Raw genomic sequence first — 14,477 nt, forward strand, 5'->3', positions numbered from 1 at the left:
GCTGTGAGGTAACGTCGTGGATCACCTGCCGATTTTCTGTCAATTACGCCATCGCGACTGCCTGCTTGTAGGCGGCGGCGATGTGGCTGAACGTAAAGCGCGTCTGCTGTTAGACGCAGGCGCCCGCCTCACGGTAAACGCCCTCGCCTTCGCCCCGCAGTTTGAAGTCTGGGCGCAGGAAGGCATGCTGACCCTCGCCCCGGGGGAGTTCAACGAATCCCTGCTCGATACCTGCTGGCTGACCATCGCCGCCACCGACGACGACGCCGTAAACCAGCGCGTGAGCGACGCCTGCGAAGCGCGCCGTATCTTCTGCAACGTGGTGGATGCGCCGAAAGAAGCCAGCTTTATCATGCCGTCGATTATCGACCGTTCGCCGCTGATGGTGGCGGTGTCGTCCGGGGGACGCTCCCCCGTTCTGGCACGGCTGCTGCGGGAAAAGCTGGAGGCGATTTTGCCGCAGCATCTCGGCCAGGTGGCGAACTACGCCGGCCAGCTTCGTTCGCGGGTGAAGCAAACCTTCGCCTCGGTGGGCGAGCGTCGCCGCTTCTGGGAAAAGTTCTTTGTTAACGATCGCCTGGCGCAGTCGCTTGCCAATCAGGATCGGCAGGCCGTTGAAGACACCACCGAGCAGCTTCTCGCCGAGCCGTTAGAAAACCGCGGTGAAGTGGTGCTGGTGGGCGCGGGCCCCGGCGACGCCGGGCTGCTGACGCTGAAAGGGCTACAGCAGATCCAGCAGGCGGATATCGTGGTCTACGATCGCCTGGTCTCCGATGAGATCATGAACCTGGTGCGTCGGGACGCGGATCGCGTGTTCGTGGGCAAGCGGGCGGGCTACCACTGCGTGCCGCAGGAGGAGATCAACCAGATCCTGCTGCGCGAAGCACAAAAAGGGAAGCGCGTGGTGCGTCTGAAAGGCGGCGATCCGTTTATCTTTGGCCGCGGCGGTGAAGAGCTTGAAACCCTGTGCAGCGCGGGCATTCCGTTCTCCGTGGTGCCGGGCATTACCGCCGCATCCGGCTGTTCGGCCTATTCCGGCATTCCGCTGACCCACCGCGATTACGCCCAAAGCGTGCGGCTGGTCACCGGGCATCTGAAAACCGGCTGCGAGCTGGACTGGCACAACCTGGCGGCAGAAAAGCAGACCCTGGTGTTCTACATGGGGCTGAACCAGGCCGCGACCATTCAGGCCAAACTGCTGGAGCACGGCATGGATGAAACGATGCCGGTGGCGCTGGTGGAAAACGGCACCTCCACCCGACAGCGCGTGGTTGACGGCGTGCTGACGGAGCTGGGCGAACTGGCGCAGCGGGTCGACAGCCCGGCGCTGATTATCGTAGGCCGCGTGGTGGAGCTGCGCGACAAGCTGAACTGGTTCTCTCACCACTAACCCATATTATCCCCTGCCGGAGTAGTCCTTAACCGGACTACTCCCCCGCCGAACTCGCCGATAACATACCGCCTGCAAAATGGAGCTTTTCCATTTATTCCCTCGTGTTACACCATAAATTTCGTCTTTAAATACAAGGAATGAGTATGTTTAAACTGGCTAAAGCCGCCGTTCTGGTCGGCGTATTAACCACTCTTACCGCCTGCACCGGTCGTGTTGAGAACACCAAAAACAACTGTAGCTACGACTACCTGCTGCACCCGGCGATCTCTATTTCTAAGATCATCGGCGGCTGCGGCCCTGCTGCTCAGCAGTAAGCGATTTTCAGGCGTAAAAAAACCGGGGATTTCCCGGTTTTTTTGTTTAGGTTGTGCGGCCTGATGCCCTCACCCTAGCCCTCTCCCACAGGGAGAGGGGAAAAAAACGTTACGGCTTACCCACAAACCCAATTGCGTCGTACACCGCTTTCAGGGTTTCGGACGCGCGCGCGCTGGCTTTTTCCGCGCCGTCTTTCATCACTTTTTGCAGGAAAGCTTCGTCGTTACGGTAGCGGTTATAGCGCTCCTGCAGCTCGGTCAGCATACCGGACACCGCTTCCGCCACTTCGCCTTTCAGATGGCCATACATCTTGCCTTCGAAGTGCTGTTCCAGCTCAGGAATGGTGCGACCCGTCACGCCAGAGAGAATGTCCAGCAGGTTGGACACGCCCGCTTTGTTCTGCACGTCGTAACGCACCACAGGCGGCTCGTCGGAGTCGGTCACGGCGCGCTTGAGTTTTTTCACCACCGACTTCGGATCTTCCAGCAGGCCGATCACGTTGTTGCGGTTATCGTCAGACTTGGACATCTTCTTGGTCGGCTCCAGCAGCGACATCACGCGCGCGCCGGATTTTGGAATGAACGGCTCAGGCACTTTGAACACGTCGCCGTAAATGGCGTTGAAGCGCTGGGCGATATCGCGGCTCAGCTCCAGGTGCTGTTTCTGGTCTTCACCCACCGGAACCTGGTTGGTCTGGTACAGCAGAATGTCTGCTGCCATCAGCACCGGGTAATCAAACAGACCGGCGTTGATGTTTTCAGAGTAGCGAGCGGACTTGTCCTTGAACTGGGTCATACGGCTCAGCTCGCCGAAATAGGTGTAGCAGTTCAGCGCCCAGCCCAGCTGCGCGTGCTCCGGCACGTGGGACTGAACGAAAATGGTGCTTTTCTCCGGGTCGATGCCGCAGGCCAGGTACAGCGCCAGGGTATCCAGCGTGGCTTTGCGCAGCTTCTCAGGATCCTGACGCGCGGTGATGGCGTGAAGATCCACGATGCAGTAGATGCAATGATAGTCATCCTGCATGTTGACCCACTGACGCAGCGCACCCATGTAGTTGCCAATGGTCAATTCACCTGACGGCTGTGCGCCACTAAAAACGATGGGCTTAGTCATTTTTCACTTCCTGATGTTCACTGTGCGAGAGCCCGAGAGCGGGCAAAATATCTTTAAAGTGGTCGAACACGACGTCCGGCTCACTGACCGTAATGGCTTCACCGTAGTTGTAGCCATAGGTTAATCCCATGGAAGGACAGCCTGCCGCTTTCGCCGCCAGAATATCATTGCGGGAATCACCGACAAAGAGCAGCTCGGCGGGCGTTAAGGATAATTTTCCTGCCACCAGCAGCAGCGGTTCCGGATGCGGCTTTTTGTTCTGCACGTCATCGCCGCCGACAATCACGGAGAAATACTTCGCGATATCCAGCGCTTCCAGCAGTGGCGCCACGAACGGCGTCGGCTTGTTGGTCACCAGCCCCAGCGGGATGCCTTTGGCGTGAAGCGCGCTCAGCGTTTGCGCCACGTCCGGGAACAGGAAGCTGCCCTCTTCGACCGTTTCTTCGTAAAAGCGATCGAACAGCTTGCGCAGAATACGCTGCTGCTCGTCCTGTGGGATATCCGCGTGGTCAACGCTCGGTTTACCCTGCGCGGAACGCTGCACCGCACGCTCCTGGCGTGCCCAGGTCAGCGCACGCTCCATCAGCACGTCAGCACCGTTGCCAATCCACGTTACGACGCGCTCTTCGCCCGCAACGGGTAATTCAAGGGCATACAGCGCCTGGTCGACGGCGCTGGTTAAGCCTGGCGCGCTGTCGACCAGCGTGCCGTCGAGGTCAAATGCTACACCCCGAACTGCCTGCAATTTATCCATGACTTACCTTTGCCAGTTCATGGCGCATTTCATCAATCACTTTCTTGTAATCCGGCTGGTCGAAGATGGCAGAGCCCGCAACAAACATGTCTGCCCCCGCCGCCGCGATCTCACCAATATTGTTCACCTTCACGCCGCCATCCACTTCCAGACGAATGTCATAGCCTGACTCATCAATGCGGCGACGCACTTCGCGCAGCTTGTTGAGGGTCTCTGGAATGAACGACTGGCCGCCAAAGCCCGGGTTCACGGACATCAGCAAAATCACGTCCAGCTTGTCCATCACGTAGTCGAGGTAGCTCAGCGGGGTCGCCGGGTTGAACACCAGGCCCGCTTTACAGCCGTTCTCTTTGATGAGCTGAAGGGTGCGGTCCACGTGTTCGGACGCTTCAGGGTGGAAGGTAATAATGCTGGCACCCGCCGCCGCGAAATCAGGCACGATGCGGTCAACCGGCTTGACCATCAGATGCACGTCAATCGGCGCGGTAATGCCGTAATTACGCAGTGCTTTCAGCACCATCGGGCCGATGGTCAGATTGGGAACGTAGTGGTTATCCATAACGTCGAAATGGACGACATCCGCACCCGCGGCCAGCGCGTTTGCGGTGTCTTCACCCAGGCGGGCAAAATCGGCCGACAGAATTGAGGGGGCAATCAAAAACTGTTTCATCCGCATCTCCTTGAAATGTGTTTACCGGCGGGCAAAACGGCTCAGGGTCGATAAAGAGCCAGGAGTTCGTCCACCTTTTTACGTGTGCCGCCGTTGCTGCTAATGCTGCGCCGCACTTTGACCTGAAAATGCTTCGCGGCCTTGTACCATTCGCGCGTGTCCGGCGTATCGTGATTCGAAATTAACACTGGAATTCTTTTGCTGACCAGCTTTTCTGCCATCTCCGCCAGGCGCGCCTGTTCAGCCGGGCTGAAGGCGTTGGTGTGATAGGCGGTAAAATTCGCCGTGGCAGAAAGCGGTGCGTATGGCGGGTCGCAGTAGACCACCGAGCTGGCGTCAGCTTTGTCCATACACTCTTCATACGACAGGCAGTAAAACTCGGCGTTCTGCGCTTTTTCAGCAAAGTGGTACAGTTCAGCCTGCGGGAAATAGGGGCGCTTATAGCGGCCAAACGGCACGTTGAATTCGCCGCGCAGGTTATACCGACACAGGCCATTGTAGCCATGACGGTTGAGATAGAGGAACAGCAGCGCGCGCCGGAACGCATCTTTGCTCTGGTTAAACTCCGTGCGCAGCTGGTAGTAAACGTCCGGGTTATTGTGCTCAGGCGTAAACAGCTTACGCGCCTCTTCAACGTACTCATCGGTACGCAGCTTCACGATGGTGTAGAGGCTGATAAGGTCGCTGTTGATATCCGCCAGGATATAACGAGAAAAATCGGTATTCAGGAATACCGATCCAGCACCCACGAAGGGCTCGATGAGACACTCGCCTTTTGGCAGGTGCTTTTTAATATCATCGAGCAGGGGGTATTTGCCCCCTGCCCATTTCAGAAAAGCGCGATTTTTTTTCATGCTGACTAACTGATTACACCTTCTCCGGCTGTGGAGAAAGCTCCGACAGCATCCTGCGCTTTAAACATTACTTAAGATCGGCCTGAACCTGATGAATCGGCTTCGCCCACGGGTTTTTCGCCTGAACGTCCGCTGGCAGCGCCGCAACGGCACGCTTCGCTTCGTCTTTAGAGGCATAAACACCGCTCACCAGCACGTACCACGGCTGCCCGTTGCGCGTCGTCTGATAAACCACGTAGTTTTTCAGGTTCGACTTTTTCGCCCAACCGTTAAGGTTGTCATAGTTAGACGAGCTGCTGAGCTGCAGGGTGTAGTTGCTGGACGGCGCAGATTTCAGAGAACCCACGTTACCCGCAGTTTTGCCGGATGTCGCAGCGGAAGCCGTTGCGGTTGCAGCAGGTGCTGCCGTTGCCGCTGGCGCAGTGGTGGTTGCCGCTGCTTTTGGTGCCGCTGTTGCTGCGGTTGCCGCTGGCGCTTTTACAGGCGCGCTTACCGCTGCGGTTTCAGTGCGTTTCGGCTGGGTAACCGGTTTTGATTCCGGCGCTTTCACCACGGCCTGTGGTTTGGTTTCACGCTTCGGCTCAATCACAGCCTGTTTGCGCTCCTGGTGAGTCGCAGTCTGCGTTTGACGCGGCTTCGTTTCCGTAGCTGCGGTTTGAGTCTGGGCGTTGCTGCCACGAATCGGTGCCACGGTCGCAGGTTCGGTTGGCAGCGTGGAGCTCGCCACCGCGTTGTTCACCTGTTCCTGGTTCTGCGGCTGCGTCAGGGCGTTGTTCAGGTCACCCTGAACTTCTACACGCTGCTGGCCGTCTGGCGTGGCAGGTGCCTGACCCTGAGTCGGGGTAGAAGAGACTGGCGGCAGGGAGATATCCTGCGGCGATGCGGTGTTACCGGCCGTCTGCTCTGCTGAGGTGGTGCCCGGCGCTGGCTGCGCACCGTTCGCCTGATCGGTAGCATCGCTGCCAGACAGGTTAATGCTTTTCTCAGTAGACGCGGTCTGTGAACGAGAGTCAGTTGACGGTGCTTTCAGCGCGGAACCGATGCCGATAATCAGCAGCAGCAGAACAAACACGCCCAGGCCCATCATGATGTACTGGCGGGAAGCCGGTTTTGCGGCCGCTTTCTTACGTTTACGCGGGCGACGCTCTACAACAGGCTCTTCGTCCATTGAATCTTCTTCGGACTCATAATCCTCTTCTTCTCGCTCATCACGCGCGTTGCGGCTGCGCGAAGGGCGACGATCGTCTGCATCCAGATCAACATCGTCAAAGTTGATCTGCGGCTCGTTATCACGTTCTGAAGATTGACGAGAACGACCAGTACGACGATCGCTGGGATCGGGTTTCAGCTCGTCTTCTGGTTTGAATTCATCCATTTAACACCCCACTCAAAGGCTTATGCCAACGACTTTGCATTTCACCTGAAGCTAAACGACCACCGGTTAAAGTGGCCTGACCTTTCTAGTTGTTACGCCTGCTGACAATCAGCGATAGCGCCAAGAACGACTTCGTGCGGCACTCCGCCGCGCACTTCACTCTTCCCTATTGCAAGCGGGAGTACGAGTCGCATCTCACCTGCCAATACTTTTTTATCGCGCATCATGTGGGGTAAATACGCTTGTGCAGACATGTCCTGCGGCCCGGTTACCGGCAAGCCAGCGCGCACAAGTAGCGTAATGATGCGCTGCGTCTCTTCCGGAGTGAACTGACCAAGACGTTCCGAGGTACGCGCGGCCATCACCATACCGGCAGCAACCGCTTCGCCGTGAAGCCAGTTGCCGTAGCCCATTTCGGCTTCAATCGCATGACCAAACGTATGCCCCAGATTCAGTAAAGCACGTAAGCCGGTTTCACGCTCGTCTGCTGCAACGACTTCTGCTTTCAGCTCACAACAACGGCGGATGCAATACGCCAAAGCTTGCCCGTCGAGGCGCAGCAATGCGTCCATATTTTCTTCCAGCCAGCGGAAGAATTCACCGTCGAGAATGATGCCGTATTTGATGACTTCTGCAAGGCCAGAAGCCAGCTCGCGTTTTGGCAGCGTTGTCAGACAGTCGAGATCTACCACCACCGAAGTAGGCTGGTAGAACGCGCCAATCATGTTTTTGCCAAGCGGATGGTTTACGGCCGTTTTGCCACCAACGGAGGAGTCAACCTGAGACAACAGCGTAGTCGGTATCTGAATAAAGCGGACACCGCGCTGATAGCTGGCGGCAGCAAAACCCGTCAGATCACCGACAACACCGCCGCCGAGGGCAAGCAGTGTCGTATCGCGACCATGAGGTTTTTGCAGTAATGCGGTAAAGACGGTATCGAGCACCGTCAGGCTTTTATACTGCTCGCCATCGGGCAGGATCACACTGTCGACCTTCACGCCCGCCTGCTCAAGCTGCTGACGTACGCGGTCGAGATAAAGCGGAGCCAGAGTCTCGTTGGTGACCAGCATCGCCTGATCACCCGCTTTCAGTGGTAAGAAGGAAGCTGGGTCGTTAAACAAACCAGCCGCGATGGTGATAGGGTAACTACGTTCCCCGAGAGTAACTGTAATCCTCTCCATGACGCGACATCCACCTTTAATGCTTTTACCCGCAGGCGAGTGTATTTAAAGCCAGAATCAGTTGCTTTCCAGCATATGAATAATCTGGTTTGCAACCACTTTAGCGCTCTGATCGTCGGTACGAATGGTCACATCAGCAATCTCTTCGTACAGAGGATTGCGTTCACCGGCCAGGGCTTCCAGAACCTCGCGCGGAGGCGTTTCAACCTGCAGCAGCGGGCGTTTTTTATCACGCTGCGTACGTGCCAGTTGTTTTTCGATGGTCGTTTCGAGATAGACCACCACGCCACGGGCGGAAAGACGGTTGCGGGTTTCGCGAGATTTTACAGAGCCGCCGCCTGTCGCCAGAACGATGCCCTGTTTTTCCGTGAGTTCGTTGATCACTTTTTCTTCTCGGTCACGGAAACCTTCTTCGCCTTCTACGTCGAAGACCCAGCCCACATCAGCTCCGGTTCGTTTCTCAATCTCTTGATCAGAATCGTAAAATTCCATATTGAGTTGTTGAGCTAACTGACGCCCAATAGTGCTTTTGCCGGCACCCATAGGCCCAACCAGAAAGATATTGCGTTTCTCTGCCATTTTTTCGGTACTACTAAGACTATTCGTTAATGGTAATCCCCGCTTCGCAGACACCCAGCGTAGCAGGACATGAACTGAAACCTCATATGCAATTGAGCGAGAGTCAGACTAAAAATTATCTCAATACTCCGGCTTGTTTGGCAACTGATTAAATCGCCGCGCCAGATGCATAAGGCAACAACACGCAAGTCCAACTCAAATCGGTACTCCTTGTATGCTAATTCATGCCCCACGTCAAACATCTGCAACAAACTGAATGCAAAATCATTGCGGGGATTGTCACCCATTAATGAAGGCCGACCAGACGGGGCGTGATAAACACCACCAGCTCGCGTCGTTCATTGTCTTTTCCGTCATGGCGAAAAAGTTGTCCTAACCAGGGAATTTTCCCCAGCCCCGGCACGCTGTCGCTGCCCGTTTTGTTCTTTTGCGAGAAAATGCCGCCCAGCGCCAGCGTTTCTCCACTCTTTACTTCAACCTGCGTGTGAATTTCCTGCTTATCTATCGCCATCGTTTCGCCATCTGCCTGCTTTAATACCTGCCCGGGCATGTTCTCGCTGATGTGTAATTTCAGCCGCACCCGGCCGCCGGGCATTACCACAGGCGTGACCTCCATGCCGAGAACCGCCTCTTTAAACTGCACCGAGGTGGCGCCGCTCTCCCCGCTGGAGACCTGATAGGGAATTTCGCTGCCCTGCTTGATGCTGGCCGGCTGCATATGGGAAGCAAGCAGCCGCGGGCTGGCGATGATCTCCACCTGCTGCTTTTGCTCCAGCGCCGACAGCTCAAGATCGAGCAGCCTGCTGTTGATCCTGCCGATGTTAAAGCCCACGTGGGTTGTCGCCTGCGCCGCCGAGAGCTCAGCGCTCACCGCCGTCGCCCCGCCGGACTCAGCCTGCGCACCCAGGTTCCACTTCACCCCCAGCTCGCGCAGGCTCTTTTCGGTAATCGTCACGATATGCGCCGCCAGCTCGACCTGCTCGACGGGGATATCCATCTGCGAGGCCCAGAGCTGCAGGGCGTCCAGCACCGCTTTGTTATCACGCGCCAGCAGACGGTTGGTGCGCTTATCAACGGACAAACTCCCTTTTGGGCTGAGCAGCTTTTCCGCCGCCTTTTGCAGCTCGCCGGCATCCGCCCAGGAGAGAGGAATGCTGCGCGATACCAGCGGCGCATCGAGCCGCCGCTTCTCAATTTCCCGCTCCCTGCGCGCCTGCTGTTCCTGCTGCCACGCCGCCGTGTGGACGTAAAAAATCCCGCGGTCTTCGCGCAAAACCAGCCCGGCGCTGGCGACAACCGTCTGCAGCGCCTGCCGCCAGGGGACCTGGGTTAAGTTGAGCGACAGCGAGCCTTTAACATCGGGCGAGACCACCAGATTGCGTCCCTCCTGCGCGACCAGCGCCTGAAGCACCTGCACCACCGGCGCATCATCCACCACCAGCGTGACCGGCTTTGGCGCTGCCGCCCACGCCAGGCTGCTGAGCATTATCAGCAACAGCGTTATCCCTGCTTTCATTCTTCGTTCCTTCTCGTTGCCACTGCCACTGCGTCGGCTCGCAGGCCGCGTTCAGCGCAATGGTGAGTGCCTTATCCTCTACAGACATCACCCGCCAGCCCACCGGCAGGCGATCTCCCGCCTTCACCCGATGCCAGCGATGCTGCCCGTCCTGCAAAAGCCCGACGCGGTTAACCGACCCGTGATACCGCCACTGCGCCAGCTGCCCTGCCGCACACCGATCCGGCGGCGGATGAAAGGGGTCGCGCATTCCGGTCAGCAACAATACGGAGCCTACTATCAGATAGCGCAAGCTAGTGTGCATCGTGCAGCTCCAGGCTGAGGCGCAGCCGCGCGCCCTCGGGGATGATCTCGAATGCCTCGACGCTCATTTCCCGCTGCGCCAGCCGGGAGAAAACGGCCGGAATTTGCCCCCAGTCGGCGTCCAGCGTTAGCGCGCCGCCGCCCGTAAACGGCTTCCAGGAGACCAGCGTTGTGCCGTCGCGCTGAAACGCCAGCGCGGAGAAGGCCGTTTTCGTCTGCGGCTCGTCGGGCTTTGCGGGACGGTGCAAACGCGCAACGGCAGACCAGAGCGCCGCGCGGGTTTGCCTCGCATCGGTTAGCTGCGCTTCCAGCGCGGCGCGCTGGGCGTCCATCGGCGTTATCAGCAGCGCCCATGCGAACAGGGCGATAACGCCCGCCATCAGGCAAGCCATGAGCGCGCGCGTCCGGGCACGCCACGCGCACCAGCGTTCAAAAAGAATATGCATGGGCTACCCCTGGCGTTTGAGCCGAAAAGTAAACATCCACCGCCCCTGGTCGTCCTGCTGCAGCTCGCCCGCCGCGCCGGGCGTCATGCCCGTTACCCTCGGCAGGGCATCCGCCATCGCCGTGAGCGCGGGAAGCGTGGCGGCGTACCCGGTGAGGGTCAGGGTTGATGCCTGATAGCGCAGCCGGGTCAGCCAGGCCTGCGGCGGCATCGCCTGCGCCAGGGATTCCAGCGCCGGGTGCCACAGGGGCGCGGCGGGAGATTGTGCCGTTATGCTTGCCGTTTGCCTGCGGCGGGCCTCAAGCGCCCGCTGGACGGCGTTAATCCCCGTGAGCTCCAGCTCCAGGCCGCGCATGCTGAGGCGCTGATGCGCCCGCACGCCGAGCGCCAGGACGAATGTCACCAGCAGCCAGCCCGCGAGCAGCAGGCACCAGACGCGCAGGCACCGCGCCCGGCGCTGCTGCCTCCACGGCAGGAGATTCACCCGGCTCATACGGGCATCTCGCTCATGGCCAGCGCCAGCGCAACGGTAAATTCAGCCCCGCACTCGGGCAGCGGCGGCTGGCAGCGGGAGACCAGCTCGAAGGGATCGCGGGCATCGTCGTCAAACAGGGCGATGTCGTCGGGCGAGAGCGCCAGCAGCGCCGCCAGCTCAGCAGCGTTTTCCGCTTCGCTGCGCGAACGCCGCCCCCACTGGTGGCGCATCGCCCACAGCCACTGGTTGTCGTCGCGCCAGGCAACGCACCGTGCGGGCGCAACGGCGGGAAGCAGGCTCGCCAGCGCGCCCGCATCGGGCGTCACGGCAACCAGCCGCAGGCGCAGGGTCTCTGCCAGCGAAAGCAGCGTGGCGACCTCTTTGTTTTGCGCCGCCGTGACATGGTACACGCGGCTGAAGGTATCCTGGGCGTAATCAAAGCAGAGCGACTCCGCGGGCATCTCCAGCTCACGCGCCAGCGCGGAGCCAACCCAGCTGAGCTGCTCGCTATCGCGCAGGGTCATGGCCGGGCGCGGAAGGGTCTTTTGCAGGGTTCGCGCCGCAGGAAACGCGACGAACGCCCGGTGGTGAAGCGGTAGCATCCGCCGCCAGCCGCGCAATGCCACCGCCAGCTTGTCCGGCGCGCGAATTTGCCCGTCGCAGACGATTCCTTGCGCGAGCGGAATAGCCCACCAGCGGCGCAGGCACCAGCGCGACTTCTCGTGGGTGAGCGCGACGATCCGCACCGTATCTTGTTGAATATGAACGCCCGTTTGCCATGTTTTGAAAGCCATACTTCACGATCTCCTTATCGCCCGTCAGAGTGACGGCTATATCAATGCATCAGGCTTGCCTTTATACTACCGCGCGATTGTTTATAAACTGCCCAAGTGGAACCAAATGGGAAACCTCCGGTGAAGTTCGTAAAGTATTTATTGATCCTTGCAGTCTGTTGCATTCTGCTGGGAGCAGGCTCGATTTATGGTTTGTACAAGTACATTGAGCCGCAGCTACCTGATGTCGCCACGCTTCGCGATGTTCGACTCCAGATCCCTATGCAGGTCTATAGCGCCGATGGCGAGCTGATGGCGCAGTACGGTGAAAAACGCCGTATCCCGCTGACCTTAAAACAGGTTCCGCCCGTCATGGTGAAGGCCTTTATCGCTACCGAGGACAGCCGTTTTTACGAGCACCACGGTGTCGATCCGGTGGGGATCTTCCGCGCCGCCAGCGTGGCGCTGTTCTCCGGCCATGCCTCTCAGGGGGCGAGTACCATTACGCAGCAGCTGGCGCGTAACTTCTTCCTCAGCCCTGAAAAGACGCTGATGCGTAAGATCAAAGAGGTGTTCCTCGCGATCCGCATTGAGCAACTGCTGAGCAAAGACGAGATCCTTGAGCTTTACCTCAACAAGATCTACCTCGGCTACCGCGCCTACGGCGTGGGTGCCGCCGCGCAGGTCTATTTTGGCAAGCCCGTCGAGCAGCTCACGTTAAGCGAAATGGCGACCATCGCCGGCCTGCCGAAAGCGCCGTCCACGTTCAACCCGCTCTACTCTCTCGACCGGGCGACCGCGCGCCGCAACGTGGTGCTGTCGCGTATGTTGAGCGAAGGCTACATCAGCCAGACCGAGTACGAACAGGCGCGTAACGACGTTATCGACGCCAACTACCACGCCCCCGAAATCGCCTTCTCCGCGCCTTACCTCACGGAAATGGTGCGTCAGGACATGGTGAGCCGCTACGGTGAGAACGCCTACGAAGACGGCTATCGCGTTTACACCACTGTGACCCGCAAGGTGCAGCAGGCGGCGCAGCAGGCCGTGCGCAATAACGTGATGGATTACGACATGCGTCACGGCTATCGCGGCCCGTCTAACGTGCTGTGGAAAGTGGGCGAAGGCGCGTGGGACAGCAAAAAAATCACCTCTACCCTGAAGGCGCTGCCAACCTATGGCCCGCTGTTGCCGGGGGCAGTGACCCGCGCCGACGCGCAGGAAGCGGAAGTGATGCTGGCTGACGGCACGTCGGTGACGCTGCGCATGGACGGCGTTCGCTGGGCGCGTCCTTACCGCTCCGACACGCTGCAAGGGCCAACGCCGCGCAGGGTGACCGATGCCATTCAGACCGGCGAGCAAATCTGGGTACGCCAGGTGGGCGACGCCTGGTGGCTGGCGCAGGTGCCGGACGTGAACTCCGCGCTGGTGTCCATCAACCCGCAAAACGGTGCCGTGATGGCGCTGGTGGGCGGTTTTGACTTCAACCAGAGCAAGTTTAACCGTGCGACCCAGGCGCTGCGTCAGGTGGGCTCTAACATCAAGCCTTTCCTGTATACCGCCGCGATGGATAAAGGGCTGACGCTCGCCAGCATCCTGAACGACGTACCGATTTCCCGCTGGGATGCCGGTGCCGGTTCAGACTGGCAGCCGAAGAACTCCCCGGCGGAATACGCGGGCCCGATTCGTCTGCGTCAGGGTCTGGGGCAGTCGAAAAACGTGGTGATGGTGCGCGCGATGCGTGCGATGGGCGTTGACTACGCGGCAGAGTATTTACAGCGCTTTGGCTTCCCGGCGCAGAACATCGTACATACCGAATCGCTGGCGCTCGGCTCTGCGTCCTTTACCCCGCTGCAGGTGGCGCGCGGCTACTCGGTGATGGCGAACGGCGGCTTCCTGGTCGATCCGTTCTACATCAGCAAAATCGAGAACGATCAGGGCGGCGTCCTGTTTGAAGCGAAGCCGAAAATCGCCTGCGCCGAATGCGACCTTCCGGTGATCTACGGCGATACGCCGAAATCCAACGTGCTTGAGAACAAGGACATGGAAGACGTCGCGATTTCGCAGGAGCAGCAGAATTCCACCGTGCCTCAGCCGCAGCTGGAACAGGCCAACCAGGCGCTGGTGGCGCAAAGCGGCGCGCCGGAATATGCTCCGCACGTGATCAACACCCCGCTCTCGTTCCTGATTAAGAGCGCCCTGAACACCAACATCTTCGGTGAACCGGGCTGGCAGGGTACGGGCTGGCGCGCAGGGCGCGATTTGCAGCGTCATGACATCGGCGGCAAAACCGGTACGACGAACAGCTCGAAAGACGCGTGGTTCTCCGGCTATGGCCCGGGCGTGGTGACGTCGGTCTGGATCGGATTTGACGATCACCGCCGCGATTTAGGGCGCACGACGGCGTCCGGGGCGATTAAAGATCAGATTTCCGGTTATGAAGGCGGCGCTAAGAGCGCGCAGCCGGCCTGGGATGCTTACATGAAAGCGGTGCTGGAAGGCGTGCCTGAACAGCCGCTGACGCCACCGCCGGGCATCATCACGGTCAACATCGACCGCAGCACCGGGCAGCTCGCCAACGGCGGCAACAGCCGTGCCGAGTATTTCATCGAAGGGACGCAGCCGACCACCCAGGCAGTGCAAGAGGTGGGTACGGAGCTGATTGATAACGGCGAGACCCACGAGCTGTTCTGACGTCTGTAAAAAAGCCGGGCGGCGATAACGCCTTACC

15 protein-coding genes are annotated in these 14,477 nt (G+C 59.2%); 3 read left to right on the forward strand and 12 right to left on the reverse strand.

Annotated elements, in window-relative coordinates:
* Positions 1 to 16: 16 nt before the first annotated feature.
* Positions 17 to 1,390, forward strand: coding sequence for a siroheme synthase CysG (gene cysG, locus AB6V08_RS18230; RefSeq protein ID WP_368544221.1), 1,374 nt, complete (start codon positions 17 to 19; stop codon positions 1,388 to 1,390).
* Positions 1,391 to 1,536: 146 nt separating this feature from the next.
* Entirely contained in the window at positions 1,537 to 1,707 is a 171-nt protein-coding gene (locus AB6V08_RS18235) for a YhfL family protein (protein ID WP_234671627.1), read from the forward strand.
* Positions 1,708 to 1,816: 109 nt separating this feature from the next.
* Here the strand turns inward: AB6V08_RS18235 and trpS are convergent, their stop codons facing one another.
* From trpS to pilM, 12 genes are all read right to left on the reverse strand, one after another.
* On the reverse strand, positions 1,817 to 2,821 hold the full coding sequence (trpS, locus tag AB6V08_RS18240; protein ID WP_368544222.1) for a tryptophan--tRNA ligase: 1,005 nt from the start codon (positions 2,819 to 2,821) through the stop codon (positions 1,817 to 1,819).
* Positions 2,814 to 3,575: a phosphoglycolate phosphatase gene (gene gph, locus AB6V08_RS18245; protein ID WP_368544223.1), complete on the reverse strand. Its 762-nt coding sequence runs from the start codon at positions 3,573 to 3,575 to the stop codon at positions 2,814 to 2,816. The genes trpS and gph overlap by 8 nt, the downstream gene beginning before the upstream one ends.
* Positions 3,568 to 4,245: a ribulose-phosphate 3-epimerase gene (rpe, locus tag AB6V08_RS18250; RefSeq protein WP_368544224.1), complete on the reverse strand. Its 678-nt coding sequence runs from the start codon at positions 4,243 to 4,245 to the stop codon at positions 3,568 to 3,570. The genes gph and rpe overlap by 8 nt, the downstream gene beginning before the upstream one ends.
* A gap of 41 nt (positions 4,246 to 4,286) precedes the next feature.
* Positions 4,287 to 5,099, reverse strand: coding sequence for an adenine-specific DNA-methyltransferase (dam, locus tag AB6V08_RS18255; protein ID WP_368544225.1), 813 nt, complete (start codon positions 5,097 to 5,099; stop codon positions 4,287 to 4,289).
* Between the two features lie 67 nt (positions 5,100 to 5,166).
* Positions 5,167 to 6,474: a cell division protein DamX gene (gene damX / locus AB6V08_RS18260; RefSeq protein ID WP_368544226.1), complete on the reverse strand. Its 1,308-nt coding sequence runs from the start codon at positions 6,472 to 6,474 to the stop codon at positions 5,167 to 5,169.
* 92 nt (positions 6,475 to 6,566) lie between these two features.
* Positions 6,567 to 7,655 carry a 3-dehydroquinate synthase gene (aroB, locus tag AB6V08_RS18265; protein WP_368544227.1) on the reverse strand — a complete coding sequence of 363 codons (1,089 nt, stop codon included), beginning with the start codon at positions 7,653 to 7,655 and terminating at the stop codon, positions 6,567 to 6,569.
* A gap of 57 nt (positions 7,656 to 7,712) precedes the next feature.
* Positions 7,713 to 8,234 (reverse strand): shikimate kinase AroK, encoded by a 522-nt coding sequence (aroK, locus tag AB6V08_RS18270; RefSeq protein ID WP_010436374.1) that lies wholly within the window; start codon positions 8,232 to 8,234, stop codon positions 7,713 to 7,715.
* 286 nt (positions 8,235 to 8,520) lie between these two features.
* Positions 8,521 to 9,750: a DNA uptake porin HofQ gene (gene hofQ, locus AB6V08_RS18275; protein ID WP_368544228.1), complete on the reverse strand. Its 1,230-nt coding sequence runs from the start codon at positions 9,748 to 9,750 to the stop codon at positions 8,521 to 8,523.
* Positions 9,662 to 10,054, reverse strand: coding sequence for a HofP DNA utilization family protein (locus tag AB6V08_RS18280; RefSeq protein ID WP_368544229.1), 393 nt, complete (start codon positions 10,052 to 10,054; stop codon positions 9,662 to 9,664). Before AB6V08_RS18280 ends, hofQ begins: the two co-directional genes overlap by 89 nt.
* Positions 10,044 to 10,499 (reverse strand): HofO family protein, encoded by a 456-nt coding sequence (locus tag AB6V08_RS18285; RefSeq protein ID WP_368544230.1) that lies wholly within the window; start codon positions 10,497 to 10,499, stop codon positions 10,044 to 10,046. Before AB6V08_RS18285 ends, AB6V08_RS18280 begins: the two co-directional genes overlap by 11 nt.
* A 3-nt stretch (positions 10,500 to 10,502) precedes the next feature.
* A complete protein-coding gene (locus AB6V08_RS18290) occupies positions 10,503 to 10,991 on the reverse strand; it encodes a PilN domain-containing protein (RefSeq protein ID WP_368544231.1) in 489 nt (162 codons plus the stop codon).
* Positions 10,988 to 11,767, reverse strand: coding sequence for a pilus assembly protein PilM (gene pilM, locus AB6V08_RS18295; protein WP_368544232.1), 780 nt, complete (start codon positions 11,765 to 11,767; stop codon positions 10,988 to 10,990). Before pilM ends, AB6V08_RS18290 begins: the two co-directional genes overlap by 4 nt.
* 120 nt (positions 11,768 to 11,887) lie before the next feature.
* Here pilM and mrcA point away from each other — a divergent pair, with 120 nt between their 5' ends.
* Complete coding sequence (gene mrcA / locus AB6V08_RS18300; protein ID WP_368544233.1) at positions 11,888 to 14,440, forward strand: peptidoglycan glycosyltransferase/peptidoglycan DD-transpeptidase MrcA; 2,553 nt, start codon at positions 11,888 to 11,890, stop codon at positions 14,438 to 14,440.
* Positions 14,441 to 14,477 lie beyond the last annotated feature (37 nt).

The organism is Enterobacter soli, assembly GCF_964208575.1.
Taxonomy (GTDB): domain Bacteria; phylum Pseudomonadota; class Gammaproteobacteria; order Enterobacterales; family Enterobacteriaceae; genus Enterobacter; species Enterobacter soli_A.